General features: G+C 35.7%; 25 protein-coding genes and 1 pseudogene. 12 read left to right on the top strand and 14 right to left on the bottom strand.

Annotation, left to right across the window (positions count from 1 at the left end):
- The first annotated feature begins 348 nt into the window (after nucleotides 1–348).
- Nucleotides 349–1,065 carry a 23S rRNA pseudouridine(2604) synthase RluF gene (gene rluF / locus LRP84_RS20210; protein ID WP_230576728.1) on the top strand — a complete coding sequence of 239 codons (717 nt, stop codon included), beginning with the start codon at nucleotides 349–351 and terminating at the stop codon, nucleotides 1,063–1,065.
- 83 nt (nucleotides 1,066–1,148) lie between these two features.
- Here rluF and LRP84_RS20205 read toward each other — a convergent pair.
- Both LRP84_RS20205 and dnaN read right to left on the bottom strand, forming a co-directional pair.
- A pseudogene (locus tag LRP84_RS20205) lies at nucleotides 1,149–1,322 on the bottom strand (SPASM domain-containing protein); the annotation flags it as partial.
- Between the two features lie 66 nt (nucleotides 1,323–1,388).
- Nucleotides 1,389–2,519 carry a DNA polymerase III subunit beta gene (gene dnaN / locus LRP84_RS20200; protein WP_230576727.1) on the bottom strand — a complete coding sequence of 377 codons (1,131 nt, stop codon included), beginning with the start codon at nucleotides 2,517–2,519 and terminating at the stop codon, nucleotides 1,389–1,391.
- Nucleotides 2,520–2,774: 255 nt separating this feature from the next.
- Here dnaN and LRP84_RS20195 point away from each other — a divergent pair, with 255 nt between their 5' ends.
- Nucleotides 2,775–3,491: a DUF4386 domain-containing protein gene (locus tag LRP84_RS20195; RefSeq protein ID WP_230576726.1), complete on the top strand. Its 717-nt coding sequence runs from the start codon at nucleotides 2,775–2,777 to the stop codon at nucleotides 3,489–3,491.
- Here the strand turns inward: LRP84_RS20195 and LRP84_RS20190 are convergent.
- The 5 genes from LRP84_RS20190 to LRP84_RS20170 form a co-directional block, all read right to left on the bottom strand.
- Nucleotides 3,488–4,072 (bottom strand): Crp/Fnr family transcriptional regulator, encoded by a 585-nt coding sequence (locus tag LRP84_RS20190; protein WP_230576729.1) that lies wholly within the window; start codon nucleotides 4,070–4,072, stop codon nucleotides 3,488–3,490. The genes LRP84_RS20195 and LRP84_RS20190 overlap by 4 nt on opposite strands.
- A 119-nt stretch (nucleotides 4,073–4,191) precedes the next feature.
- Nucleotides 4,192–5,322 carry an MFS transporter gene (locus LRP84_RS20185; RefSeq protein ID WP_230576725.1) on the bottom strand — a complete coding sequence of 377 codons (1,131 nt, stop codon included), beginning with the start codon at nucleotides 5,320–5,322 and terminating at the stop codon, nucleotides 4,192–4,194.
- A gap of 143 nt (nucleotides 5,323–5,465) precedes the next feature.
- Nucleotides 5,466–6,092 carry an FMN-dependent NADH-azoreductase gene (locus tag LRP84_RS20180; protein WP_230576724.1) on the bottom strand — a complete coding sequence of 209 codons (627 nt, stop codon included), beginning with the start codon at nucleotides 6,090–6,092 and terminating at the stop codon, nucleotides 5,466–5,468.
- A 512-nt stretch (nucleotides 6,093–6,604) separates the two neighbouring features.
- Nucleotides 6,605–7,189: a DUF3238 domain-containing protein gene (locus LRP84_RS20175; protein ID WP_230576723.1), complete on the bottom strand. Its 585-nt coding sequence runs from the start codon at nucleotides 7,187–7,189 to the stop codon at nucleotides 6,605–6,607.
- Nucleotides 7,190–7,349: 160 nt separating this feature from the next.
- Nucleotides 7,350–7,934 (bottom strand): DUF3238 domain-containing protein, encoded by a 585-nt coding sequence (locus LRP84_RS20170; RefSeq protein WP_230576722.1) that lies wholly within the window; start codon nucleotides 7,932–7,934, stop codon nucleotides 7,350–7,352.
- A gap of 152 nt (nucleotides 7,935–8,086) precedes the next feature.
- Here LRP84_RS20170 and LRP84_RS20165 point away from each other — a divergent pair, with 152 nt between their 5' ends.
- Nucleotides 8,087–8,560 carry a MarR family winged helix-turn-helix transcriptional regulator gene (locus LRP84_RS20165; protein ID WP_230576721.1) on the top strand — a complete coding sequence of 158 codons (474 nt, stop codon included), beginning with the start codon at nucleotides 8,087–8,089 and terminating at the stop codon, nucleotides 8,558–8,560.
- Between the two features lie 103 nt (nucleotides 8,561–8,663).
- Here the strand turns inward: LRP84_RS20165 and LRP84_RS20160 are convergent, their stop codons facing one another.
- The gene (locus tag LRP84_RS20160; protein ID WP_230576720.1) at nucleotides 8,664–9,749 is read right to left on the bottom strand and encodes a carotenoid 1,2-hydratase family protein; all 1,086 of its coding nucleotides are present in this window, start codon (nucleotides 9,747–9,749) and stop codon (nucleotides 8,664–8,666) included.
- A gap of 356 nt (nucleotides 9,750–10,105) precedes the next feature.
- Entirely contained in the window at nucleotides 10,106–10,663 is a 558-nt protein-coding gene (locus LRP84_RS20155) for a cysteine hydrolase family protein (RefSeq protein ID WP_230576719.1), read from the bottom strand.
- Between the two features lie 434 nt (nucleotides 10,664–11,097).
- Between LRP84_RS20155 and LRP84_RS20150 the strand changes: the two genes are divergently transcribed.
- The 5 genes from LRP84_RS20150 to LRP84_RS20130 all read left to right on the top strand — a co-directional run bounded on the left by LRP84_RS20150 (nucleotide 11,098) and on the right by LRP84_RS20130 (nucleotide 18,674).
- On the top strand, nucleotides 11,098–11,829 hold the full coding sequence (locus tag LRP84_RS20150; protein ID WP_230576718.1) for a GntR family transcriptional regulator: 732 nt from the start codon (nucleotides 11,098–11,100) through the stop codon (nucleotides 11,827–11,829).
- Nucleotides 11,822–13,357 carry a gluconokinase gene (gene gntK / locus LRP84_RS20145; protein ID WP_230576717.1) on the top strand — a complete coding sequence of 512 codons (1,536 nt, stop codon included), beginning with the start codon at nucleotides 11,822–11,824 and terminating at the stop codon, nucleotides 13,355–13,357. Before LRP84_RS20150 ends, gntK begins: the two co-directional genes overlap by 8 nt.
- 116 nt (nucleotides 13,358–13,473) lie before the next feature.
- Entirely contained in the window at nucleotides 13,474–14,820 is a 1,347-nt protein-coding gene (locus LRP84_RS20140) for a GntP family permease (RefSeq protein WP_154711749.1), read from the top strand.
- A gap of 663 nt (nucleotides 14,821–15,483) precedes the next feature.
- Entirely contained in the window at nucleotides 15,484–17,814 is a 2,331-nt protein-coding gene (locus LRP84_RS20135; protein WP_230576716.1) for a glycerophosphodiester phosphodiesterase family protein, read from the top strand.
- Between the two features lie 587 nt (nucleotides 17,815–18,401).
- Nucleotides 18,402–18,674 (top strand): PI-PLC domain-containing protein, encoded by a 273-nt coding sequence (locus tag LRP84_RS20130; RefSeq protein ID WP_230576715.1) that lies wholly within the window; start codon nucleotides 18,402–18,404, stop codon nucleotides 18,672–18,674.
- 319 nt (nucleotides 18,675–18,993) lie between these two features.
- Here the strand turns inward: LRP84_RS20130 and LRP84_RS20125 are convergent, their stop codons facing one another.
- The 3 genes from LRP84_RS20125 to LRP84_RS20115 all read right to left on the bottom strand — a co-directional run bounded on the left by LRP84_RS20125 (nucleotide 18,994) and on the right by LRP84_RS20115 (nucleotide 21,140).
- Nucleotides 18,994–19,827, bottom strand: a complete 834-nt coding sequence (locus LRP84_RS20125; RefSeq protein WP_230576714.1) for a GH25 family lysozyme — start codon at nucleotides 19,825–19,827, stop codon at nucleotides 18,994–18,996.
- A 217-nt stretch (nucleotides 19,828–20,044) separates the two neighbouring features.
- On the bottom strand, nucleotides 20,045–20,623 hold the full coding sequence (locus LRP84_RS20120; RefSeq protein ID WP_437438798.1) for an AAA family ATPase: 579 nt from the start codon (nucleotides 20,621–20,623) through the stop codon (nucleotides 20,045–20,047).
- A 52-nt stretch (nucleotides 20,624–20,675) separates the two neighbouring features.
- Nucleotides 20,676–21,140, bottom strand: a complete 465-nt coding sequence (locus tag LRP84_RS20115) for a GNAT family N-acetyltransferase (RefSeq protein ID WP_230576712.1) — start codon at nucleotides 21,138–21,140, stop codon at nucleotides 20,676–20,678.
- 354 nt (nucleotides 21,141–21,494) lie between these two features.
- Here LRP84_RS20115 and LRP84_RS20110 point away from each other — a divergent pair, with 354 nt between their 5' ends.
- The 4 genes from LRP84_RS20110 (at nucleotide 21,495) to LRP84_RS20095 (ending at nucleotide 23,929) form a co-directional block, all read left to right on the top strand.
- Nucleotides 21,495–22,367 carry a YitT family protein gene (locus tag LRP84_RS20110; protein ID WP_230576711.1) on the top strand — a complete coding sequence of 291 codons (873 nt, stop codon included), beginning with the start codon at nucleotides 21,495–21,497 and terminating at the stop codon, nucleotides 22,365–22,367.
- Between the two features lie 221 nt (nucleotides 22,368–22,588).
- Nucleotides 22,589–22,930 (top strand): PadR family transcriptional regulator, encoded by a 342-nt coding sequence (locus LRP84_RS20105; protein WP_230576710.1) that lies wholly within the window; start codon nucleotides 22,589–22,591, stop codon nucleotides 22,928–22,930.
- Nucleotides 22,923–23,405: a hypothetical protein gene (locus LRP84_RS20100; protein WP_230576709.1), complete on the top strand. Its 483-nt coding sequence runs from the start codon at nucleotides 22,923–22,925 to the stop codon at nucleotides 23,403–23,405. The genes LRP84_RS20105 and LRP84_RS20100 overlap by 8 nt, the downstream gene beginning before the upstream one ends.
- Entirely contained in the window at nucleotides 23,402–23,929 is a 528-nt protein-coding gene (locus tag LRP84_RS20095) for a permease (RefSeq protein WP_230576708.1), read from the top strand. The genes LRP84_RS20100 and LRP84_RS20095 overlap by 4 nt, the downstream gene beginning before the upstream one ends.
- Before the next feature lie 286 nt (nucleotides 23,930–24,215).
- On the opposite strand, the gene LRP84_RS20090 is transcribed toward LRP84_RS20095, so the two are convergent.
- On the bottom strand, nucleotides 24,216–24,668 hold the full coding sequence (locus tag LRP84_RS20090) for an AraC family transcriptional regulator (RefSeq protein ID WP_230576707.1): 453 nt from the start codon (nucleotides 24,666–24,668) through the stop codon (nucleotides 24,216–24,218).
- 422 nt (nucleotides 24,669–25,090) lie between these two features.
- The gene (locus tag LRP84_RS20085) at nucleotides 25,091–26,299 is read right to left on the bottom strand and encodes a cytochrome P450 (RefSeq protein WP_230576706.1); all 1,209 of its coding nucleotides are present in this window, start codon (nucleotides 26,297–26,299) and stop codon (nucleotides 25,091–25,093) included.
- Nucleotides 26,300–26,742 lie beyond the last annotated feature (443 nt).

Genomic DNA, 26,742 nt, shown 5'->3' with positions numbered 1-26,742 from the left:
TATAATTTATGACCTTTCTTGATCCAAATTTGATAGGTTGCATATTCTTTTTCTTTTGTCATCATGTTCACCTCCTTCTTTCCTTCATGATACTACAAAACAATCAAAAAGAACATATATTCGCCATGCTACGAAAATATTTTTACAAATGCGATGGCAATTCATCTCCACCTTAAACTGGGCTATGTCCTGCACGTTTTGAAGATGGAGTTTTCTTGCCAATTTTTTGATAAAAAGTCTACGTCATTTATGCTACCACCGATACTAATCTACATAAGATTTTAATAAGCCCTTGAAAATCTTATGTGAAACCAATATTCTAATACTATTAACTCTCTACTTAAGGTTGTGTTTAACATGCGTATTAATAAGTACATTAGTGAATCCGGAAAAGCATCTAGACGCGGTGCAGATAAATTAATCGATGAAGGAAGAGTCACGATAAATGGAAAGGTTGCGAAAATAGGCAGCCAAGTCGAGCCTGGGGATGATGTTCGTGTAAACGGTAACCCAATACGGATGGCAAGAAATTATGTTTATATTGCCTTAAATAAACCCGTAGGTATTACGAGTACAACAGAAAAAAATGTTAAGGGTAATATTGTTGATTTAGTCAATCATCCATTAAGAGTTTTTAATATCGGGCGACTAGATAAAGATTCAGATGGCTTAATACTCCTTACGAACGACGGTGATATAGTCAATGAAATTTTACGTGCTGAAAATAAGCATGAGAAAGAATACATTGTTACAGTAGACAAGCCGATTACTCCTGAATTTTTAAAACGAATGGCTGAAGGTGTAAAAATTTTAGGTACGAAAACGCTGCCTTGTAAGATGGAACAACTTTCTAAATATGTTTTTCAAATCACTTTAACACAAGGACTAAATCGTCAAATTCGTCGCATGTGTGAAGCGCTTGGATACGATGTTTATAGACTACAGCGAACTCGAATTATGAATATTCATTTAGGTAATCTACCCGTTGGACAATGGAGAGACTTATCTAAAAAAGAGCGCAATCGATTATTCCAAGACTTGAACTATGAGCCAAAGGAATGGTAAAAAAGATGGACCAAAACAGTAAGAAACTGTTTTGGTCCATCTTTTTTTACTGTACACGTTTTGCGTGGCACTCGTTTTCCTATCTATTTTCCAAATCGTTTGCGATATCCGTATTTTCTACATAGTTCCTCTACTGCCACTCTTCGTGAAAATCCATCTACAAGGTTTTTTGCCCGCTCCCCTTCGATAATATCCGAAAATGAGGCATCGTTAATATTTCCAAGGTTGATAATTCCCTCACCATCTAAACAACAAGGGAACCTCCATTTTGGAGTTCCCTTGTTCCGTTAAGGCCCCCGTTAGTACAATAAGAGCCTAGTTTTTTAATATGACCGAACTGGAGAAATAAGATGAAGATAAGAAGAATTTTCAATAGGTTCGATTAAGACGGGTCTCATTGAACCACCAAAACTTAATCTTATTTCTTCTTCTTTTACTGCTTTTAAAGCATCAATTAAAAAACTTCCATCAAGCGAGATACTTAAATCCGTCTCACCATCAATACCCTTTATATTTTGTGTTTCTTCTATTCTACCTATTTCTGATGAGTTAGAAGAAATCTTTATTTTAGTACCATCTTTTATTTCTAAATATATATTGTTATTCTTCCATTCACTTGCAAAAAGACAAGCTCGATCAATACCCTTTAATAGCTGCTTTGTGTCAAGAGTAATTATTGTCTTCGAATTTTTGGGTAATAATCCTGAAACGTTTGGATAGTTCCCCTCAATTAATCGTGAAAAAAGAGATGTAGTATTTGATTTAAATACCATATAGCTGTCCGTTACAAATATATGTATTAATCCAGATTCATTATGAATTAACTTAATAAGTTCATTTAGGCTTGTACTTGGAACAATGAATGAACCATTTACATTTGAATCTATTGTAAGTTCTCTTAATGCTAAGCGATGGGAATTCGTTGCAACACACGTAAGGTGGTTTTCTTTGAATGACATATTAACTCCTGTCAAGACTGGTCTGGTTTCACTTTTTGATACTGCAAAAGCAGTCTGTTTAATCATTTCTATTAATTCAATACTAGGGATTCTAATGTGCTTGGTTTCGTCAATTTGCGGGAGACTTGGATATTCTTCAGAATTAAAACCGTTAAGGCTGGTAATAATTTCATCGGATTGCAGGGTAACTATTTGCTTCTCGTTTACTTTTAAATGTATTTTATCTGGTAATTTCTTAACAATTTCACTTAAATATTTTGCAGATAATACAACACTACCAGTTTCATTAACTTCCAATACCTTTACTCCATCTATCGTCAAAGGAATAACTTTTTCAATAATAATATCCGAGTTGCTTCCTATAAGGATTAAGCAATCTTTATTAGCGGTAATCTTAATACCTGACAAAATAGGAAAAGGTGTTTTTAAAGATATTGCTTTATTAACATCCGATATTGCTTTATTAAAACATTCACTATTAATAATAAATTCCATTAAAAGTCCACTCCATTTTAATTGTTAGTAAAAAACATTCAACAGATATCCCTAAGATTCCTGTTTCTTGTTCCACTAAACTGCCCTTTAACGGAATACCAAACGACAGTTATTCTGTAAATTCTGATAATATAAATTTATCATACGTCGCTTCCTTTGAGAACAGACAGCTTTCCACTCTTGATTTAAGTCAATGACCAGTCATCACCTTCCCATTAAAATGAAAATTAACAATGTAATATAGGGGGTTATCTTATGGCTATCATAGTAAAAAAACAACCGGATCAGCGAAAATCCGCTCTAACTGCTGGCATATCACTTATCATCATGACACTTGCTGCATTTTTTTCCTATGGCATTGCCCATGAAAGCCTTGTTGTGCAGGGCAATGCTAGCGCTACATTTCACAACATCATGTCATCAAATATCCTTTTCAAAGCCGAAATCTTTGGTTGGGTCATCATCCTAATAAGTGACATTGTGGTCGCCTGGGCTTTCTATATCTTCTTGAAGCCCATTCATAAAAACCTTTCATTGCTCGGTGCGTGGCTTCGTCTTACCTATGCGACTATATTGGGAATTGCCATACTGAATTTGATATTTGTGTTACTTCTCACGAAAAATAAAGACTATTTATCATTATTTACAACCGATCAACTTCAAGCACAGACGATGCTATTTTTGGAAGCATTTGAATCTATTTGGTCTATTGGTTTAATCATTTTTGGTGGGCATCTCATGGTTGTTGGTTATTTAGCTTTCAAATCAGACAGCATACCAAAAGTCGTTAGCATCTTATTGTTGCTTGCTTCAATAGGCTACATTGTCATTCACTTATGCAACACGTTTCTTCCAGAATATGATGGCATCATTTCAATACTTACATTTATATTTACTGTGCCAATGATTGCAGGAGAATTGGGCTTTGGTATATGGTTGCTGTTCAAGGGAGGAAAAGTCCCAACTTCCTAAAAACCATTTTCATAGATTCGTTTCTTAATTCTACTTAATGACTCTGGGGTAATACCAAGATAACTTGCCAACTGATGTTGGGGTACACGATTGACTAAATGAGGTCGTTTCTGCAATAGTGCTTTATAGCGTTCTTCAGGTGTAGATGCAATAAATGAAGCCATTTCATCTTGCATGTCACCTAGTTTTTCCTCAATCATCTTGCGTGTCATTGTTTCCAATTGTGTATATTTGTTATACATGTCCTTTTCGGTATCAAGGTCACCAACGACCAATATACAGTCTTCTACACAAGTTAAAGAATACACCGATGACTTGTCTTGTTTATGATAATTGAAATTCGCAATTGCTTGTTCTTCTGTGTAGAAATTAGATGTGACCTCTTTTCCCGTTTCATCTATAGAATACTGCCTAACACACCCCTTCAATACGAAATAACATTTAGTAGGAACATCTCCTTGTCTAAGGAGCATTGTTCCTTTTTTATATTCTTCAATAAGTATATCTTTAACGATTGCTTGTTGTTCTTCTTCGTTAAACGTTGTAAATTTAGTCAAATACTTCAATAATATTCTTTCCATTTTGCTTTTCATTCAACTCCTTTTATTGAAACTCATCTTAAATAGAAAGGTTCAAAAAAACGCCATCCTTTTTATACATTTCTCCAAAAAGAATAGCGCTTTTTCCATAATTTAAAAAGTTATTTTAATGTCTTTTTTACAAACAAAATAAACATTAACAGACTAATAAACCCAGATACAGCACAAACAATAAATAGCATTTGATATCCCATGAGCTGTGAAACAAATCCTAGAATCATAGAGCCTAAACCAATCCCTAAATCAAAAGCAGTAAAGAATGCAGCGTTCGCTACCCCTCTTTTCTCTGGTGGAGCTAATCGTATAGTTGCTACTTGAAGAGCCGGTTGTGCTGATCCGAATCCAATTCCGTACAAAATAGCTGTAATAACTAGTCCAACAAGCCCTTTTGTCATTGTTAGGACTAATAGTGCGATTATCAGTGTAAAAAGTGCAGGAACAATAATGACCCCTTCTCCATGTTTATCGGATATCTTCCCTGCAAGTGGTCTAATTACTGTAAGTGTGACAGCATAAACTAAGAAAAAAGTGCCAGCATTAACTTGAATTTTTGCTGCAAACAGTAGTAAAAATGTTGTAATGCCACCAAAAGTAATAGATAGGAAAAATGTAACAATAGCGATTGGTAAGACTGTTTTTTCAAAAAATGATATTGGTTTTTTTGATGTATGTTGAACCGCTGGTATTTTTGTACCAAGCGCAAGTATGAATGCAATAAGTGCTAATGCTGTGCATAGAAGAAATAGATAATGAAATGAAAATGATTTCGCTACCCAAAGACCTAATATTGGTCCTAAAGCCATACCTAAAGTCATTGCAAGTCCATACCATCCCATTCCTTCTCCACGACGAGATTGTGGAATAACATCAGTCACAGCCGTTCCGATCGAAGTTGTAGCAATTGCCCAGCTGATTCCATGAAGGATACGTAATACCACTAAAAATATAATTCCTGTTATCCAATCGTAAAAATACATTGTAATCGCAAAAAATAGTAGTCCGCTTATTATAAATACACGTCGACCATATCGATCCATTAATCCTCCAATAATAGGACGAAAAATTACTGCCGATATTGTAAACACTCCAATAATGAATCCAACTTGAGATTCACTTCCACCTAATTGTTTAATAAACATAGGTAGTGTTGGCATTAGTAAATAAAAACCACTAAATAGTAATAATGCTGTAATTGTCAGCATTATATAGCTTTTTGTCCATAAACGTTCCATTGTAATGTAATCCTGCTTTCTATCGTTTAATAAGTTAAGAATGTTCTTACTGCCCAAAAGTAGCTAAATAAGCGAATAAAAAAGCAGTACCACCGCTATAAACGTGTTGGTACTGCTATATTGAGTGACAAATGTTTTGTTAATTAGAACGTACTTGCTACTTTAACAGCCTTTTCAAGACCTGCTGCAATAATTTCTTCTGCTCTATCTGGGAATTTGTTGTGACCTTCAATTACTACTTTCTCCATATCTTTTACACCGAAGAAGCCCATCATACTTGCTACATATTTAACAGCCATTTCCATTTCAGCTGCTGGCCCTTCAGAATATACACCGCCACGTGCGTTTAATAATGCAATTTTCTTATTTCCAATAAGACCTACTGGACCTTCTGGCGTATATTTAAATGTTTTGCCCGCACGGTTTAAGTAATCAATATATGTGTGTAATACAGCTGGGATTGTTAAATTCCATAATGGGAAACCAAACACAACTTTATCAGCTGCAAGGAATTGATCTAAATATTTATCAGCAACAGCTACCGCCTTTGCTTCTTCTGCTGTTAAATCAAGTCCTCTACTAGCCTTAAAAGTGCCGTTAATCATATCTACTCCTACATATGGCAATTCTTCATTGTATAAATCAAGCTCTACCACTGTATCATTTGGATGTGATTCTTTGTAGCTCGCTAAAAAAGCCTCGTATAATTTCACACTAACCGCTTGGTCTGCTGGACGATTGTTTGCTTTTACAAATAAAACTGTTGTCATTTTCTTTTCCTCCTACTACTCATTCTTACGTTGTTCTATATTTACTCATTAAAAATGGGTATCTCATTTCTTTTATAACAAAAACAATGTAGTCAACTCAATTGACTACATTGTTTATATTACGATAGAATTCAAATAAAGTCAACTTAATTGACTTTATTCAAGGAGGTTTTATGTATGAATCATCAAGTATTTATAGCATTAACAATCTCCATCTACATTACATTGCAGTCCATCTAACTCATTCTCTTTACAGTGGGGGTTTTCTTCATCCCCCACTGATTAAAAGCCCGTCCAATCAGGCTTTTACGGGCAGTTATCCCCCACCTATCTTTTTCGCTTCTCTCTCAATCTTAAGGTGGGGAGCTTACTGCCCGCGAATAGCGGGATAAAACCTATAGTATTTCTTGTCTAAATTTACTTAATGTTAGGTATTCTCATTTTGCCGACAATATTCCTATTATGAATACAAATGTATCTTGGTTTGATGACAATGTGGCAACCCCTTGACTTTACAATATCTTTTTAAAGCTATACTCCATTTCTCCAGCTAGCGCTTCAGGTGTATCACCAGTTTCTCTGAAATCATGTGTATGAATTTGTTCAAACGGACCAAAATTTACTTGCTTATAAAATTCATAACAAGGAAATCCATCATGTGCAACTTGAATATCGACAATACCATCTTTTTTGACATGTACGGTTAATAGATAGTCAACGGGAGGTGCATATACATTTAATGGGTTGCTAGCACTTGCACTCATTTGAAATTTGACGTCATCAGAACTCCATACAATATCAGTACACAAAATACCTTCTGTACTAGCTTTTCCTGTTCTTTTATTAACGGAACCATCTGGAGTTGTGACTCTTTCTGTTGTTATACCAGTATTCGCATATGTGAAAATTTCTTTTTTGTAAAAATCTACAACTACTTCTTGTTCAACCCTGGAACGCATAGCGTTTACAGCATAAGGTGTAAATTCACGTGAGTCACCTTCGAATTGGATTACGTTTCCTGTTTGAATATCCTTCTTAGGTTCAGTCCAAGCCATTGGAATAAATACACTTGCTCTAATTTTAACGATATTAGTCATGAGAACCACCTCTGTAATTCTAATTTTATTTTGGGTAATACATAACATTGAACCATTGAGCAAAACAGGTCGCAATTTCTTTCGCATAATCAATTGCTTTTCCTTTCATATTTGCTGCTTCTTATTCAAATAGCGATACTCTTCTGGTTCATATTTATATCTAGATTGTCGTTTTAAAACTGTATTCCATTTCGCCAGCTAGCGCTTCTGGAATGTCACCAGTTTCTCTGAAATCATGTGTATATATTAATTCAAATGGACCAAAATCTGTTTGTTTATAAAATTCATAGCAAGGGAACCCATCATGGGAACCTTCAATATGAGCAACACCACTTTTGTTAACACGTATAGTTAATAAATAGTCAGCCGCAGGTGCTGCTGTATTTAAAGGATTGCTGGCACTTGCCCTCATTTCAAAAGAAACTTCATCAGCGCCCCACACAACATTCGTACATACAATGTTTTCTGTACCTGTTTTTCCTTTTTTATAATCAATAGAACCATCTGGATTTGTAACTTTTACAGTTACGATACAGGCATCTGCATATGTGAAAATTTCTTTTTTATAAAAATCAATAATCACTTCTTGCTCTAATCTTGACCGCATTGTGTTTACAGCGTATGGTGTAAATTCACGTGCATCACCAGTATATTCGAATACCTTTCCTGTTGCAGGATCTTTAATAGGTTCCAACCAAGCATACGGTGCAAATACACTCCCTCTAATTTTAACGATATTAGCCATGAGAACCCTCCATAATTTATTAATTTTTATTTCGGTGAATTCTAGTTCTTTCATAACTTAATTATAGTCAACTTGATTGACTATGTTACACATAGTACAATGGGATTCAAATAAAGTCAACCTAATTGACTTTATTCAAGGAGGTTTTATGTATGAATCATCAAGTATTTAGTGAATTGGATCTTACATCACTTTTGTCATTATCCTTTAGTACATTGATTGATGAACTAAATGACAGAATGAGTAAATTAGGATTTGGAGATATTAGACCTGCACATGGTTTTATGTTTAAACGTATCATCCCTGATGGAGCGACAGGTATAGAACTAGCCGAATATTTAGGAATTACAAAGCAAGCTGTGAGTAAAATGGTGGATTCTCTTGAGAAAAGTGGTTATGTAATGCGCCAAACTCATCCCACTGATAAGAGAGGGAAAATTATTGTTTTGACCGAACGAGGTTGGTTAGCAGTGAAAGCAAAAGATAAGATACTAACTGAGATTGAAGGGCGTTGGATGGAAAACATAGGCGCTGAACGAATACAAATGCTCAAAGAAGATTTAACAAAATTAATATATGAAGCAAATGAAGGTAAATTGTCATCGAAGTTAAGACCTGTTTGGTAAATATAGAGTCAATAGTATTGAAGATTTTGGCCATTAAATTAATAATATAAAAAGATCCACAGTTGTTAAAAAGAAAACCGTGGATCTTTTTATTTAAAACAAGTTACTGTCGAACTTTCCCAAAATACATAAGATCCCATATCGCCTCTTCGTTCAGTGTTTCCACCACTTCATCACCTTCAAATCGCTCTAGCTGAACATCACCAGTGAATCTCAGATAAGCCCCATCATAGCCTGACTGTATAGCTGCTTCTTTTATTTTTCCTGTTAATTCATCTATAAATTTTTGGACCACAAGATTTTTCTCTCGTTCAAATGTAATGGTGTAATGGTGTGTATCATCTTTGTAGTCGTACACAGTCGTGTTTGCTACTGGTTTTCCAGTAAAAGAGTCTACATATTTATTACATGCCGTGAAACGAACGTTTCTTTCGTTATCAACTATAATCTCATTCTCTTTAGCCAGCATGAAAATAGGGAATGTTTCGTATCCGTACTTTTGTTCAGCTGTTATAAATGAAGCGATCACTGTATAATCCCCAATTTGCGCACGCGCCCAATACCAGTTATTCATAAGCTCCATCATGGGAGTATTCCCCCAGTTATGATCGTGGTATCCAGTACCAATATAATGCTGAATATTATTATCTATTTTTATGTCTGCTTCTACGATTCCATAAGGAACAGATGGTAACCAGGCAAAATACTTCTCTTCACCGTTTCCATAGAACCAATGACCAGTTTCTGGCCTCCAAGAGGGAACCGCACCTTTAATCGTGATGTCAGCCAAGACATCATCAATTTCGATATGGATTTGATAGGTATTTAAATCGCCTTTGAAGATGTTTGGTCCAATACGGACTTCACATTGATCTTTAGAGGCGAAAAAGGCTTGCTCTGAAGTCTGATAGATTTTTTTGATAGTACGTCCATCAGAAAGATCAAGATTGAAAGTAACAAAAGGAGTAAGTGGTTTGTTACTTTCAATATATGGTTTTGTAAAGAATACAATGACCAGTTTTGAACCATCATTCAAGTGAGCGTCGAAGTACCACCATTCATAAGTCCCTTCACTTCCATCCGTACGCATACCGTCTTCCCATTTTTCTATTTGTCCTTTTTTAAGACCTAATTTATTGTAATGTTCTGGTGTTGATCCTAATACAGCGTTCATTGTTTTCATGCTCATCGTTATTTCCTCCTAAAAAATCATATGATTTACATACTATAATTTAATCCATACTTTCATTTTTAGAAGAGAATTTTATTTGATTACCAATTAACACATTATAAATTCTAAGCAATTCCTTTACTTAAGAATCGGACAATGCTTCAAATATTCCATTCAGGGGTTATTTGGTATGCGTACTTTTAAAATATCTGTATAAGGTAATGACAAACTACTTAGAAAATTTTTAAAGGATTTGTCTTTTTTCTCAAAGCACTACAGTTAAATATAAGTTGTGTTCTTCGACAATCGCACCCAATCGCCGAAGATCAATCATGTTTTTCCGAGCTTCTCAAGTTAAATGAGTAAATGACGATTTACCGGTAATTATTATGGATTGGTTGAAACAAATCTTCTTGAGTAGTCCGAACGACAGAAAAATTGTCAACATTGTAATGACCATGAAGTATTTCATTATGATGGCTTATTATCTGTTCGGCAGATAAAGTTGAAGAATCTGTCGTCGAATGACCATCCCCAACTAAAGTAACATCAAAATGATTCACCGTTGCAGTTCTAACCGCTGTATCAATACAATGTTCTGTTTTACATCCCATGATAACAAGATGTTCAATCTCATTGTCCTTTAAAAAGCCCATTAATGGCGTACCATAAAACGAATTTGTAGCCGCTTTATCAAATATTTTTGCAGTGGCTGGTACTTTTACTTTTGAGTGTATTTGAAACCCCGGACCTTTGCCGTCAGCAACATCTTTATCCCTTATAAAGATGATTAAAATTTGTGATTCTAATGCTTTATTAATAACCAAATTAATATTATCTAATAATACGTCTTTATTCAGTACACTTTTGTTTTTATCATTTCCATCAACTAATTCTTGTTGAACATCAATAATAAGCAACGCTTGCTTCAATAGAAAAACTCCTTTTCATTATAGTTTTTTACACCTATTCTCCAAACCGTTCTTCATTTTCATGTTCATCATATCGCCCCCTTTATCTTCTAAACCTATTTCGTTATAGAACCGTAACATCCTCTTTTTCAATCTAGTATGATTTGAACACTTTTTTCCTTTTATTATTCAACTATATGAACCTTTTAATAGAAGTTTCACTTTATTTTTCAGCATATAAATCCTTTACTCTACGATATTCTGATGATGAATTTTTAAAGGATACCAATTTATATATATTTTTATTCCACCTATTTTCGATCTTGCTTTTTAGTTAAAACTTGGACGAATATTGAAGGGAATCTGGGCAAAATGAAATTAAAGCGCTTGCATAATTAAAAATCCGAGTTATAATACTTGTATACAAGTATACTTGATTAACATGAGGTGACGTTATGACGGAATCAATGGAATTTCTTTATCCTGAAAAATGGCTTTCAAAAGCTTCTACTGGTGATCGTGTTGCAAGCGAACTTAGAATGCGTATTATTTCAGGTAAAATTGAAAGCGGTACCATTCTATCGGAAAATAAATTAGCTGCCGATTTTTCTGTAAGCCGGTCACCCGTTCGTGAAGCATTAAAAGTACTAGCTTCTGAAAATATCATTCGCTTAGAAAGAATGGGTGCAGTTGTCATTGGTTTAACCGAAAAAGAAATCGATGAAATATATGATGTCCGTTTACTCATAGAAACGTTTATCTTTGAACGGCTTGTAAAGATGGACACGAGTGAGTTAGCAAAGGAACTGAATAAAATTATTGAAATGATGAAAATCGCCATTAAATATCATGATGCTGATGAGTTTTCTTATCAAGATCTCTTATTCCATGAAACGATTATTCGCACCATTCAGCATTCCTACATCCTGATGATTTGGAATAATTTAAAGCCTGTTATGGAAAGCTTCATCCTTTTATCAATGCGTACCCGTTTCGAGGAAAAGTACGAAGACTTTGAACGGATTATCAAAAATCATGAGCTTTATATAAAAGCAATCGAAACAAAAGATCGATCCCTCATGATTAAGGCCTTACATCAAAACTTTGATGATGTTCAAGGGAAAGTTGAAGACCTCTGGATGTCACAACAAATGTTATCTAAAGGAGTAGAGCAAGAACATGAGTAGCTATATGTTAGGTATAGATATTGGTACAACAAGTACTAAAGCAGTATTATTTACTGAAAAAGGCGAAGTCATCCAAACAGAGAATATTGGTTATCCACTTCGCACACCGGATATTTCCACAGCGGAACAAGATCCAGAAGAGATTTTCCAAGCTGTTTTGCAAGTGATTTCAAATATAACGAAACATCATTCAGATAAGAAACCATCGTTTATTTCATTTAGCAGCGCCATGCATAGTGTCATTGCCATGGATGAAAATGACCATCCGCTGACACCTTGTATCACCTGGGCAGATAATCGCAGTGAGGCATGGACACATAAAATTAAAGATGAACTGAATGGCCATGAAGTTTATAGACGAACAGGAACACCCATTCACCCCATGTCACCGTTAAGTAAAATTACTTGGATTGTGAATGACCATCCTGAAATCGCTACCAAAACGAAAAAATATATTGGAATAAAAGAATACATCTTTAAAAAATTCTTTGATCAATATGTTGTCGATCATTCCCTCGCTTCATGCATGGGTATGATGAATCTAAACACACTAGATTGGGATGAAGAAGCTTTAAAAATTGCTGGTATAACACCTGCTCAATTATCTGAGCTCGTACCAACTACCAAGATATATAGCAACTGCAATCCAGATTTAGCCCAAAAGATTGGTATTGATCCACAAACACCGTTTGTCATTGGTGCCAGTGATGGAGTGCTTTCTAATCTAGGCGTTAATGCAATTAGAAAAGGCGAGATTGCGGTCACAATTGGGACAAGTGGTGCCATTCGAACCATCATTGACAAGCCGCAAACAGATAAAAAAGGAAGAATATTCTGTTATGCCTTAACGGAAAAACATTGGGTAATTGGTGGACCGGTAAACAATGGAGGAATGGTCCTTCGCTGGATTCGCGATGAACTTGCCTCATCAGAAGTAGAAACTGCGAAAAGACTAGGAATTGATCCATACGATGTATTAACCAAAATTGCTGAACGTGTGAGACCTGGTTCAGACGGATTATTATTCCATCCATACCTCGCAGGTGAACGTGCGCCATTATGGAATCCAGATGTACGCGGCTCCTTCTTCGGTTTAACGATGTCACATAAGAAGGAACATATGATTCGAGCAGCCTTAGAAGGCGTTATTTATAATTTGTACACCGTATTTTTAGCATTAACCGAATGCATGGACGGTCCTGTGACCCGTATTCAGGCAACAGGAGGCTTCGCAAGGTCTGACGTTTGGCGACAAATGATGTCTGATATTTTCGCATCTGAAGTCGTTGTTCCAAAAAGCTACGAAAGTTCCTGTCTAGGTGCATGTATTTTAGGTCTCTATGCCACAGGAAAAATCGATTCTTTTGAAATCGTTTCCGAAATGATTGGCAGTACCTACAAACACACACCGAAAGAAGAAGCAACAAAAGAATACAGACAATTACTGCCGATATTTATCAACCTATCAAGAGCATTAGAAGAAGATTATACACGAATTGCCAATTATCAAAGAGGCTTAATAAAGTAAAAATTTTATCAGTGGTCCCCCACTCCTTGTCTCTCATTGAATTTTGAGGTTGGGGGCTTACTGTACAAAAATAGGGGATAAAACACAAATAAAGCTAATATTAGGGGGAAATTACGATGCCATTAGTCATTGTAGCAATTGGGATTTTAGCATTACTTGTATTAATCATGCGTTTTAAATTAAACACCTTTATTTCATTACTCATTGTATCGTTCGGTGTTGCTTTAGCACTTGGAATGCCACCAGAAAAAATTGTAAAAACGATTGAAGCAGGATTAGGCGGCACACTTGGCCATTTAGCACTCGTTTTTGGACTTGGTGCGATGTTAGGTAAGTTGCTCTCAGATGCCGGGGGCGCACAACGCATTGCCATGACTCTTGTAGACAAATTCGGTAAGAAGAACATTCAATGGGCTGTCGTGACTGCCTCATTTATTATCGGTATTGCATTATTTTTTGAAGTAGGGTTAGTATTATTAGTTCCGATTGTATTTGCTATTTCAAGAGAATTAAAAGTTTCGATCTTGTATCTCGGTATTCCGATGGCAACAGCGTTATCTGTGACACACGGATTTTTGCCGCCGCACCCAGGGCCAACCGCTATTGCTGGTGAACTTGGTGCAAACCTTGGTGAAGTATTACTTTATGGTTTTATTATCGCCATTCCAACGGTTATTTTAGCTGGACCTGTATTCACAAAAATTGCGAAAAAGCTAGTACCCGACGCATTCAAAAAAACTGGTAATATAAAATCTCTAGGTGAACAAAAAGTATTTAAACTTGAAGACACACCTAGTTTTGGAATCAGTGTTTTTACCGCTTTACTACCTGTTATTTTAATGGCAATCGCTACAATTATTACTTTGTTGCAAAAAACAATGGGATTTAAAGATAATAGTTTACTAGCAGCGATCGAGTTCATTGGGAATGCGGATACTGCCATGTTGATATCCTTATTAGTTGCTATCTATACAATGGGATTGGCAAGAAATATTCCAATCAAAAACGTAATGGAATCTTGTACAACAGCGATCTCAAATATCGGGATGATGCTCTTAATCATTGGTGGAGGCGGAGCCTTCAAACAAGTATTAATTGATGGCGGTGTTGGTAACTATGTAGCCGAATTATTCAAAGATACTTCATTATCACCAATCTTGCTTGCATGGATTATCGCTGCTATCTTACGTATTTCCTTAGGGTCTGCTACAGTTGCTTCATTAACAACTGTCGGTTTAGTGATTCCGATGTTAGGTAACACAGACGTTAACCTTGCTTTAGTTGTCCTTGCAACAGGAGCTGGTAGTTTAATTGCTTCACACGTGAACGATGCTGGTTTCTGGATGTTCAAAGAATATTTTGGTTTAAGCATGAAAGAAACATTTGCAACATGGACCTTACTTGAGACTATTATTTCCGTATCTGGATTAGGATTTACTTTATTACTAAGCTTATTTGTATAGGTCTTTCTAGGCGGTAAAACCCTCACTTAAGTGAGGGTTTTACTGTCTATCCATCTAAGAAAAAGGGTTCCAAAGATATCAGTATTTTTCTAATTATAGTTTTAACATATGTCGGACAATTGACTTGTCAAAAGACACGCCTTGTCCGAAGCCGAAAACACTCACATAAGTTATATTTGTGTTTTATCTAGTACAAGGGCACATATTAATATATATTGTTAAACATTTAAACGAACTCAATGTCTAGAGAAGCTAATCTACTAGTCACGATTAGGTAAACCAATGATGCTTCAGTTGGTTGTCAATTTCACTTGTAAAAACATCAATTCGGTTAGGTCCTCAAGAAGCTACTGCTAAAGCACCAACTGTTTCAGAATGATAGTATCAGTATGTATAAGATTTAGAGATTAGTTGCATCAGAACCAAAAACCCTGTTTTTTCATTCAGGAATGCAGCTACACAGTCATGCCCGCTTCTTTCACTTCTCAGCCCCCTGTCAAATCTTTACAATATCTTTGCAAAACATTAATCTCACATTTAACTTCATCAAGTAATATTTTCATAGGAAACGTATGTATTTCTTCTCACTCTATCTATTAGAAATACAGAAGAACACCCGCCAATCAGTCACAATGTTTCTACTAAATAAAAAGGAGACTAGTGATGACATCGAAATTCACGGGAAATTCAAAAAAAGTTGCAACTGTTTTAGTATCGGCAAGTATTTTCGGAAGTATATGGATGGCTCCGGTTGACAGTTCAACCAAGGTTCATGCCGCGGAGCAAACTCTCACACAGGAGAATTTCGACCAAATCGCCAACGGGTTACTGCCTGCCGGCTGGAAGCTTGTACAGGGAGATGCTAAGGTCGTAGACGGCAAGCTAGTATTATCTTCTCCTTCTTCTACCGCCCCTGCCAGAGTAGTGATTCCTTTAGGAGATCAATCAGGGAATTACGTTTTTGAAGCGGATATGACGTTTCAAAGCGCGGTGGAAGACAGCAGATGGGCTTCGTTGATGTATCGTGTACAGCCCAATTCTTATCCGTATTATCAATCCGCTATGCGTAGAGGCACTACGGCGATGAACGGGCTGGAGTTCGCCATTCGGAATGAAAGCAATCAGTGGGTCGTGCCGGAAACGAATTTTTACCCGGAAAATATGGCTCTCAATAAGACATATCATATCAAAGTGATCGCAAGCGGCAATCGTGTTCAGCAGTTCATCGATGGGCAGCTTGTGATTGATACGGATCAAGCCGGGAAATGGGCAAACGGGGATGTTGGCTTTCAAGCAAATGGTACGACGGTTCAATTTGATAATGTAAAGGTGAATGAATATCCGAATGCACTTCCTCCTTTAGCGAAAACAAACGCTTTTCTTCCGAAAGAAGCGAAAACGAATATCGTGAACCCCCCTACGATCATCTCGCAATCTGTTGCACAAGAAGGCGCATCTTCGGTTCTCCTGCAGGCAAAGCGGAACGTGCAGGGGCAATGGGTTGTTGACGGAGCTCCTATTGAAAAAGCTCTAGAAAACATAAAAGGCAAATTCATTCCGGTTGTTCAGGTGGAAGAACATGCGGATATTGAAGGTCTCGCGAATATCATGAAAGCAACACAGACGCAGGATTTTCAGATTTTATCCAGCAATCCCGCCATCGTGAAAGAAATGCGCGGCTTCATTAAAACGGCTCGCGGTGCCCTTCGTTACACCAAGTCATCCTTCAATAAGGATGATATGGCCGCTTTCGTGCGTGACATTCATGAAAGCGATGCGATGGTTGCGGTAATGCCGCAAAAAAATCTGAGCCCTGATGCGGTTCATTATTTACATAGCCGCGCAATTTCCGTTTGGGGAAGCGGCGCAGAGGATGTGCAAGCCGCCCATACGCTCATTCATCTTGGAGTGGACGGCATTGTGACAGGGAAACCTGAAGCCTCCATTGAAGCGTTGGGACAATATCCAGAAAATACACTTGTGCAGCGCCCGGTCGTGGCGGCACATCGTGGCGTACCTTCCCTTGCGCCTGAAAATACGATGGCTTCCTATCGAAAAGCTTATGAATTAGGTGCGGATATGATTGAGACGGACGTGCAGATGACGAAGGACGGAAAGTTGGTCATTATGCATGACTATAATGTGGATCGGACAACGAACGGCACGGGCTATGTAAAGGATTTAACGCTTGAACAGATTCGCACATTGGATGCCGGTATCAAATTCAGTCCCGAATTCCAAGGTGAAAAGGTACCTACCTTTGAAGAGTTTTTGAATGATTTTAAGGGGAAAGATGTGGTTCTGCTTGTCGAGCTTAAGGCGAGCGGCATCGAGAAGCAAGTGATGCAGGAAATTGAGCAAGCGGGAATGATTGATAACGTAGTGATTCAAAGCTTTGATGCCAACCATATCAGAAACGTTCGCAGTCTCAACCGTGAAGTCGGAACCGGCTATCTTTACTCCGCTGGCCCTCCTTCCACACTAGACAGTAAGCTGAAGAAGGCTCAGCAGATGATGCAGTACGGCGCCAGCATGAACGCGACATTGAATGCAAGCTACGGTAGCCTGTATCCGGAATTTATCCAATATATGCGTCAGCGCGGATTTCTGAATATGCATTGGACGTTCAGGGACGAGAATCCGTTTGGAGAAGCCTTGCAGGCCGGCGTTGTCGGACCGATCACGGACTATATGCAGTGGCTGACGGATGCGCCGATTCGTTTGGAAATCCCGAATAAAAAAGTAAACCTGAAAGTAGGAAAAACAGCGACTATACAAATAAAATCCAAAGTAAATTATCGTGAGGATAAAAGAGAGAACATTCCGACTACTATCTTTGTGAACAGCGGAGAAGACAAAGTGAAAATTGAAGGCAGTACCATTCAAGCATTGAAGCCCGGAACAGTGAATGTATTTGCGATGCATACTTTCCAAATGCTTGGGAAGGAATGGCATATTGTAGCTGAGCCGATTGAAGTAACTGTTACAGAATGAAAAGTATAGATAGCACAAAACTCATACCTAAAAACATGATTTTTTGCATTCTTCCCCTCCTTATTTTGGAAACTAAAATATAGAATTCTGTACTCATGTGAAGCTAATGTAATATCTAATTATACGTAGTAAGCAAAGAGACTAATACCTTATTCATCAAGAATTAAGCCTTTTTCTTTTTTGGAAGCTTTATGCAAGAATGTATACATACTTGTTTTATTAAGTATGCTTTCTCAGAATTGGCCTTATTTCCCGTATAAAAATCGCATATCTGCTATTTAGTCTATTACTTTATTTTAATAAAAACTTTCTTCACGAAATGAAACTTAGTCATCAGTCTAAATCTTTATTTTACTAAAGTAGAAAAATAAGAATAGGGAAATCTAATTAGACCAACGATGTTCGGTCTAAAACATTTTTATAACAGGACAAATATATTTCATATGTCTTACCTAGCGGGAATATTTCTGGATTTTTAAAAATAACCACCATAGAGTTTAACAACTGTTTAAAAGTAAAAAAGATTTTTCTATTCATTCAATACAACATTTGCTGACGATCCAGAGTACCCATACGTCGGCAAGTATATGAAAGACCTTACACTCGATCAGGTTCGTACGCTCGACTGTGGCTCAAAGACCAAGCCGCAGTACCCAGAACAGCGCCCGAGTTCTGGCGCTCAGATAACGTTGCTGACCGAGGTGTTCGACCTCGTCAAACGCTATAAATCTAAGAAAGTGTGGATGAACATAGAGACGAAGGTGGAGGCAGGTGCACCAGAGGAAACCGCTTCCCGTGAAGAATTCGTGCAGATCGTAGCCCGCCAGGTTCGCGAGGCTGGGACGCTCTCCTCTATATGACACCAATATGTTAATATGTATAATTGTTGCTTTGAAATAAAGTTTGATCAAAAGTATCTTGTAAACAAGTATTTTACAGTAAATTAAAAGGATTCATTTTGGATATAGTTTAGTCAAAATGAATCCTTTCTTTTAAATAATCTTTCAGTTTTATAAAAAAGTTTATTCAAAACTTCGCGTCTTTTTTACAAACATCGTGACTCTATTTCAAATTCATAACATTTGTTAGATTTGCTTGATGGGCATGTGTTGTACCCTCTATTCTATTACTAGAGATTTTCACAATCGTAGCGTATACTATTTTGAGCCTGTCCATTGTTTAACAATCAGAACATATAGAAAGTAATTTATAATCTATATAACTAGGGTCGTAATAAATGAATTGATTTCCCCCTAAGTTTAACCATCCATTTTGTTCGTAAAATACTTTATATGACTCATTATGACGTAATTTACGAATCACATTGCCATTCATAGAAGGTTGATCCCTTAAATTTACATTATCACCTGTGATTGTAGCAATTCCTATATAGGTGCTACTAATTCCGTTATTATTACTGATATTCAAATCTATATAGGATATATTACAATCGACATTCCCATTAATCCCTTGTACTTTTCCACTATCTGTGTATTGCCAAATATCGCAATTAATTCCTGCACCTCTTTCATTATAACGCGCAATCCACAATAACGTATTTTTTTGTAAACGTGAAGGATTTAGACTATTTTCAAAGAAATATAGATTGCTATAAACTCCGTTATTTGTATATCCTGCATTTTTTAATTCCGTTAAAAATGCATTCACAGCATCTGTTAATGTATTTGGATCTAAATTTCCATCATTGACTTCTACATCCACAAATACAGGTGCAGTTAATGTTACGCTCTTTAAATTTTGAATGAAGAAAGCAGCCTCTTGTTTAGCATCATCAACAGAGATTGCTCGAAAAAAGTGGTAAGCTCCTGTCAGTATGCCAACATTATTAGCACCATTTATATTGTATTGAAAGGTTGGATCTACATAATTGGTACCTTGCTTAGAACCCTCTGTTACTTTTGTAAACATAAAGTTTACTTGGTTAGGATCATTCTTTACTTGATTCCAATCAATTCTCCCTTCATAGTGACTGACATCAATTCCAAATGACATGATATAACACTCCTAAATTGTTTATTTAATCTTGTTTGGTATTAATTTATATCCTCAATCGGTTAAATTGTTAATGAATTCTGAAGCGCATCTATAAAATTTCTACTATTCTCATTTAAAATAATCTAGGGGATCGACTGCATGTCCATCAAGCTAAGATTTTGAAGTACCCCCTAAATGAAAATTTTCTTTCTCTACAGTTAATTATTTTGAGAAGTCAGCTCATTTTTTCGTTTTGGAGGTGGTTACTTTTCTTAAGTTGATGGGCATGTGACAGGATCTCATATATATCATCTTCTCCGTTATCTTTTAAAACAAAAAGTTTATCGTTATACTGACTCAACATATACAAAATCTCTGCTCTACTCTCCCTTTCAAAATCGTTCGTCCACTTAAACATCTTCAGAAACATTTTAAAGTTCGGCTTATAGTTCGCCTTTTCAAGTCTTAGTAATTGCAAAATAAATCTCTTTGTTATTCTATATATCCTTTTAGAAAGAGACACATCTAAAAATATGATCATATCTGCATGTCGAAAGCTTTGAGATACCCATTTATGATGAGCACCTTCAACAATCCACGCATTTGAACTGACAATATCATTCAGTTGCTCGTCTCTTTCTTCAGGAGTATTTCTTATATCTCCATTTTTAGACCTTCGCCAAACAACATTATCTAGCTCATAATATAGAATATGTAACTGCGAAGACAATGTTCTTGCTAAAGTTGTTTTCCCACTTCCGACAGAGCCTATAATATGAATTTTATTAGGAAGTTTCCGTTCCAATACGACCACCGCTTTATGAATTTCTATATACACATTTTTTACCTATAATTCAATTGCCTATCTACATCTTTTTCCCCATTCTCCAACAACGTTGATTGTAAGAATTTCGCTCTTCCCCTATTATTTCGAGTCCTTGTTTTTCGTAGAATTTAATAGCTCTTAAATTGGACTGTGCAACACGCAGATGATATTCAAGTAAATTACGCTTTTTAAACTGAGCCTCAGCATATTGAAAAAGTTGATTACTATATCCCTTCCCGCGACCCTCAGGAATTACATACACAAAACTTACATAGCCAATCTCTTGTCCTTCATAGTTATCATACCGAAGCACTAATTCTCCAACTGCATGTTGATCACGTTCCAATAGAACAAACCCTTCAGGAAAATTCACTTGCTTTTGTTTTGCATACTTTATGTATTCATTTTCATTAAACTCCAATTCTTCTCCTTCACCCGTATCTGTAAAAAATCTAATGATAGTCTGTTTATCTTTTTCTACATCGACACGACGAAATGTAAGCATTGGCATCATTTCCTTTCACTTCATACTTAAGTTAATCGTACAATATCTTTCATTTTGCTAAAATGAGCCAAAACTTTAGGATGTATATAAGAAATGCTTATGAATACAGCAAATCACTATCATCTTCAATCATATCTTTCAGATTTTTTTGGTTTAATCCGTTTTGACAAAAATCAAAAGAAATTTGGATATCTTTTTACATTTTAGAAGGGATTGTTAAATTTTCTATATACAGGGGCTGTCTTGAGAAGTATTTTGATAACAATATGTTAGAATAGTTATTAGGAATGAGTCTGGCTGATTAAAAAGTGTGTAGTAATGAAAAGAGAACATAGTTTGAAACGGAGGAATTATATGAGTATAAGCAAAAAACGCCAGCCCAATAAACTAAAAATCGGTTTACGAATATTAATGATTATTATTGGGGCATTTATAACAGCCTATGGACTAGAATCGGTATTAATCCCAAACAACGTTTCAGATGGTGGTGTGACGGGTTTAAGTATCGTTAGCTCAAAACTACTTGGATTACCATTAGGACTTCTAATTGCAGTCATTAACATCCCTTTTGTTTGGTTAGGGTATAAGCAAATTGGTAAAAATTTTGCTATTTATTCGGTTATCGGTATTGCTTCACTAGCAATCGGTACTGTTCTTATGCACAACGTACGAACTATTATTCACGGTGATACATTGTTAGTTACCGTTGTTGGTGGGATTATCATCGGTTTTGGTATGGGGTTAGCATTGCGTAATGGCGGCGCATTAGATGGAATTGATATGTTAGCCGTATTACTTTCTCGAAAATTACCTTTTGGGACAAGTGACCTCATCTTATTTTTAAACATGTTTGTTTTTATTTTTGTCTCAACAATATTTGGTCTTGAAGGGGCTATTCTTTCAGCAATTGCTTACTTTATTGCTTCTAAAGTAATTCACATCGTTGAAGTAGGTTTAAGTGGTTCTAAAACATTTAAAATTATCACAAAAGAACCTGAATTAATGGTAGAGACAATTCGAGAACGCTTAGGCCGAAGTGCAACTTATAATGAAGTTTACGGCGGTTACTCAAATGAACAATTTAAAGAAATCACTTGTGTCATTAACCGTTTAGAAGAAAGTAAAATGAAAGAAATTATTCATGAAATTGATGGAAATGCCTTTGTTACGGTTTATGACGTAGCAGAAGTAAAAGGCGGTAATTTCAGAAAACATGATATTCATTAATTATAACCCAGAAAATTTTAATATAGTTTCACAAAAAATCACCTTTTAGTTTGACTAAAAGGTGATTTTTTTGAATTGAATTGACATGACATTATATTAAGTCTATACTGTCAGTAACACATTACTGTTAATGACAGTATAATGTTATTAACAGTAATAATTTTGATGTTATGTTAACGAAAAAAACTTTTTTACACTTAAATTAGGAGGTTGTATATTTCATGAAACATACAGGAAGACATACAGGTGCATTTCTTTTGCTGTTTTTAACAGAGGGAGATAGCTATGGAGGGAAACTTCTGCAGAAATGTGAAGAAGAGCTTCCCGTCAATCCAATTGATAGTGCCATCATATATCGCACACTAAAAAAATTAGAGAAAGAAGGTGCTGTTGAGTCTTATTTGGATACATCTGATCAAGATAAACCGATAAAGATGTACAAAATTACTACAGCTGGAAAAAAGCAATTAGAAGATTTTCAAATAGATATTGAAGAAAAAATTAAGAATTTATCATTTTTCTTAAACAAATATAAAAAATGGAAGGAGTCTGATCATGATTAATGGTGCTATCCTTTACACTATAGCTATTATGCTTATCAGTATTTCTTTTATAAAAGATCGAAATAAAACAAAAGATGCTCTATTAAAGTCATGGAACATGTTTCGTAATCTTATACCTTCCATGCTATCAATTATGCTTTTCGTTGGACTATCACTATCTATATTAACGCCTTCCTTCATTTCTTCCATCATTGGGGAAAAATCTGGATTCATCGGTATTGTTTATTCAGCAATAATTGGCTCTGTTGCACTCATTCCAAGCTTTGTTGTGTTTCCTCTTGGAAATACATTAGTCCAAAATGGTGCGGGCCTCCCTCAAGTTGCGGCATTAATGTCTACATTAATGTCAGTAGGAATCACAACTTTACCGATGGAACAAAAGATATTTGGGCGAAGTTTTGCTTATTCTCGTAATGCATCTGCATTGTTAATGTCTCTCATATTCTCGTATATTATTTGGGTGGTGATGGTATGAATGAATTAAGAAGATATCGTTTCTTTTTCATTTTACTATTGGGGCTCATTATATTGACTTTTATAAACCAATCGTTGGGATGGAACGCATTTCAATTAACAGGAAAAAGTATTTTAGATATGCTATTTCTACTTCCTCCTGTCTTAATATTCGTAGGGTTGCTTGACCAGTGGGTGAAGAAAGAAACATTAATTAAATATATGGGGAAAAAATCTGGCATCTATGGCATCTTGTTCTCCCTATTATTAGGAGGAATTGCAGCTGGTCCCCTCTATGTTGCTTTTCCAATCGCGGCACTTTTATTAAAAAAAGGAGCAAGCATACGGTACGTTGTATTTTTTTTAGGAGTTTGGACAACTGCAAAATTACCGGTTATTGTATATGAATTTGCTTCATTTGGAGTAAAATTTACACTCATCCACATTTGTTTTGGTCTATTATTTTTCTATTTAATGGGTATTATTTATGAGAAGTTTTATGACCAGCGACAATTGTTAAAATATGATATAACAGAAGAAGTTTAGATTTAGATCAATAAGTCTTGAAGCCCCTCAATCCCAGATTCTTTTGTAGCTGTAGATTTTAAATGGCGTTCAATCAAAAACAACTTATGAACCAGTATTTTAAGATAAGTAAAAAGAATCCACTTTGAAAATAGATGAATCAAAATGGATTCTTCTTCCGTATATTTAAGTTTTGATTTTATAAAAAATAAACCCGTATGAATTTATTGGTCAATGGGATAAAACAGTACGGCCTTGTTTCATAGATATGATAAAGCATCCACCAAGTAAAAATGTGCTAATCAAACTATAATGGTTTTACAGGTACACATATTTCGCAATAATCGTTGTTAATCATCTCACTCGTGTATCTTTCTAAAATCGGTTTGTTGTCAATTTGATATCCACTGTTGTGTAAAGCTGGAAAAATTTCAGCCCATGCTTTTTGAATATCTTCCGCTGTATGTTTGACTTTGCAAATAACATACTTTCCACCAGAAAGTTCACTTTCGCAAATTGAATCATCAATTTGATAATCCTTTGAAATCACAATACAAGCATCATATCTACAGTTTTCAGGAAGTGTTGTTTCAGGGTTATCTTGTGGAATTCCAAGGATTATTGCCGATTTAACAAGATTTTTCTCCTGAACCCATTTCTTTAACTTTTCCATTGCTTGAATATTTGCAGGACCATATGGACCAACTTGTCGCACATATGCAATGCGGTATTTGGGAAGAGTTTCGACTTTCATATTCATAATTTCTTCTTCCTTTCTCTAATATTATCTGCTACATTTCCAATGCTAGGATGATATAAAAATATAATCAATTACTTTTTTAAAATTTATAATTTTCTTACTTATTGAACGAGAGCTTTTCTTAAAAAGGACCTATTCATTACTCAAATCCCTAAGTCCATTAAATAAGAGATAAAATTGTATATATGTGATGGCAAATCATGATCCGGCTATTCAAGAGCAAATTATTCAATAGGAAAAACACACCTCTCTAAAGTTTTAGAGAGGTGTGTTTTTCACTTTTACAAATCTAAAATTCCCAAGATTTCCTTCGTAAAATACGAATTATGTTCTCCATTTTTATGAACAAAAAACGATAGTCATCCTATATTTTAGATAGAACGACTACCGCTTTTTCGTTTTGTCTACCCCCTATAGTACCTTCACTTTAAAAGGATTGGTAAATGTTTCAAAGTTTGTTCATTCTCTAATAAACAGTTCTCTAGCTGAAAAGATGGTGAAAGTTTTATTTCTTTATGTTGTTTAATGAAAGTTGTTATAGCAATTGTAGCTTCTAATCGTGCGAGTGGTGCACCTAAGCAAAAGTGCGGCCCTTTTCCAAATGTCATATGTTTGTCATTACCTGGTCGATGTATATCAAAACAGCTAGCTTTAGGGAACTGTTTCTCATCTAAGTTTGCGGCACTTACCCATGCAACAATCATTTGTCCCTTTTTCATTCTTGGTCCAAATATGTCTGTATCCTCCGTTATTGTACGTGCCAATACGACTGGAAAACGATAACGTAAAACCTCTTCAACTGCTTGCGGAATATAATCTGGATTTTCACGTAATTCGTTATACGTTCCTGGTTTATCAACTAAAAAACAATAAAAACTATTTATAATTAAATTTGTAGTTGTTTCATTACCGGCTGCAAGTAAGCCAAGCGAAAAATCTACAATCTCTTCATCTGTCAATCTCTCTCCCTCATATTCAGCTCTTATTAGGTCTGAAATAATGTCCTCTGCTAAGTGGTATCGTTTTTCTTGTACAATTGGAAGAAGATACGTTTTAAATTCTTTTAAAGCGATTGCTTTTTGTTTATCTAAATCAGAAAATTTTTCTCGACTATATGGCATGAATAGAATATCAGACCACAGTTTGACCTTTTTTAAATCTGTTGTAGGGACACCTAACAAATTAGAAATGACAGTTACAGGAAATGGGGCTGCTAAATCTTCTACAATATCAATTTCATCACGATTTTTTAGCTTTTCTATAATTTCATTTGCAAGTGCTTGTATATGTGGTTTCCATCCAGTTAAACTTCGTGGTGTAAATGCTTTTGAAACGATAGAACGAACATTGCGGTGTTCTGGAGGATCAGAAGAGTTTAAATTTACTCTCGTTTCTTGCTGTGGAAATGCAAATTGCTGACGATCTCTTCTACTTGAAAATAAACGATAGTCAGATAAAACCCGGTTCACATCATCATACAAAAACACATTCCATACATCTTGATCTGCATCATAATAAACAGGATGATTCTCTCTCATATACTGATACCAAGAATATGGATTCCAAAGCTCGTCCTTTGTTTTGAGTTTGGAAATTTCATGAACTAAAATTACACTCCCAGGTGACTTCATAGCCATCTCCTCCCTTTTTCTTCAAAATAAAAAGCAGCAATTCAGTTTTTCTAGGTTGCATAGACTCACATACTTTATTCTAACATGCGAGGAAGAAATGTTTATTTTTGGAAGGTTGAGAAAATGATTTTGGTACAAAAAATGCTGATAAGATTGCTGCTCGAAAATACGCTTCCATGCTCCCGCCTCCTTTCTTTCATACAATATTATTGTAAAAAAGAAAAGGCTCGTCAACCAATACGGCCTAGTACCAGGGTCGCTGTAACCAGGGGCAAAGTAGCAAATAGTTATATAGTATTTCTACTCTGTCCCATTCATGTGTCTTATTAGGGATAGCGCCACATTGATATTATCCCCTTAAGGTAGACAGTGTAAAAAGACCATGAATACACATGGATGTTACACTTTTACTTGGAGGGGATTTTATTATGGTTAAAAAAGGG

This window comes from Bacillus rhizoplanae, assembly GCF_917563915.1.
In the GTDB taxonomy this organism is placed as follows: domain Bacteria; phylum Bacillota; class Bacilli; order Bacillales; family Bacillaceae_G; genus Bacillus_A; species Bacillus_A rhizoplanae.
The sequence above is the reverse complement of the archived record's forward strand: the minus strand, read 5'-3'. Positions and strand labels throughout refer to the sequence as shown.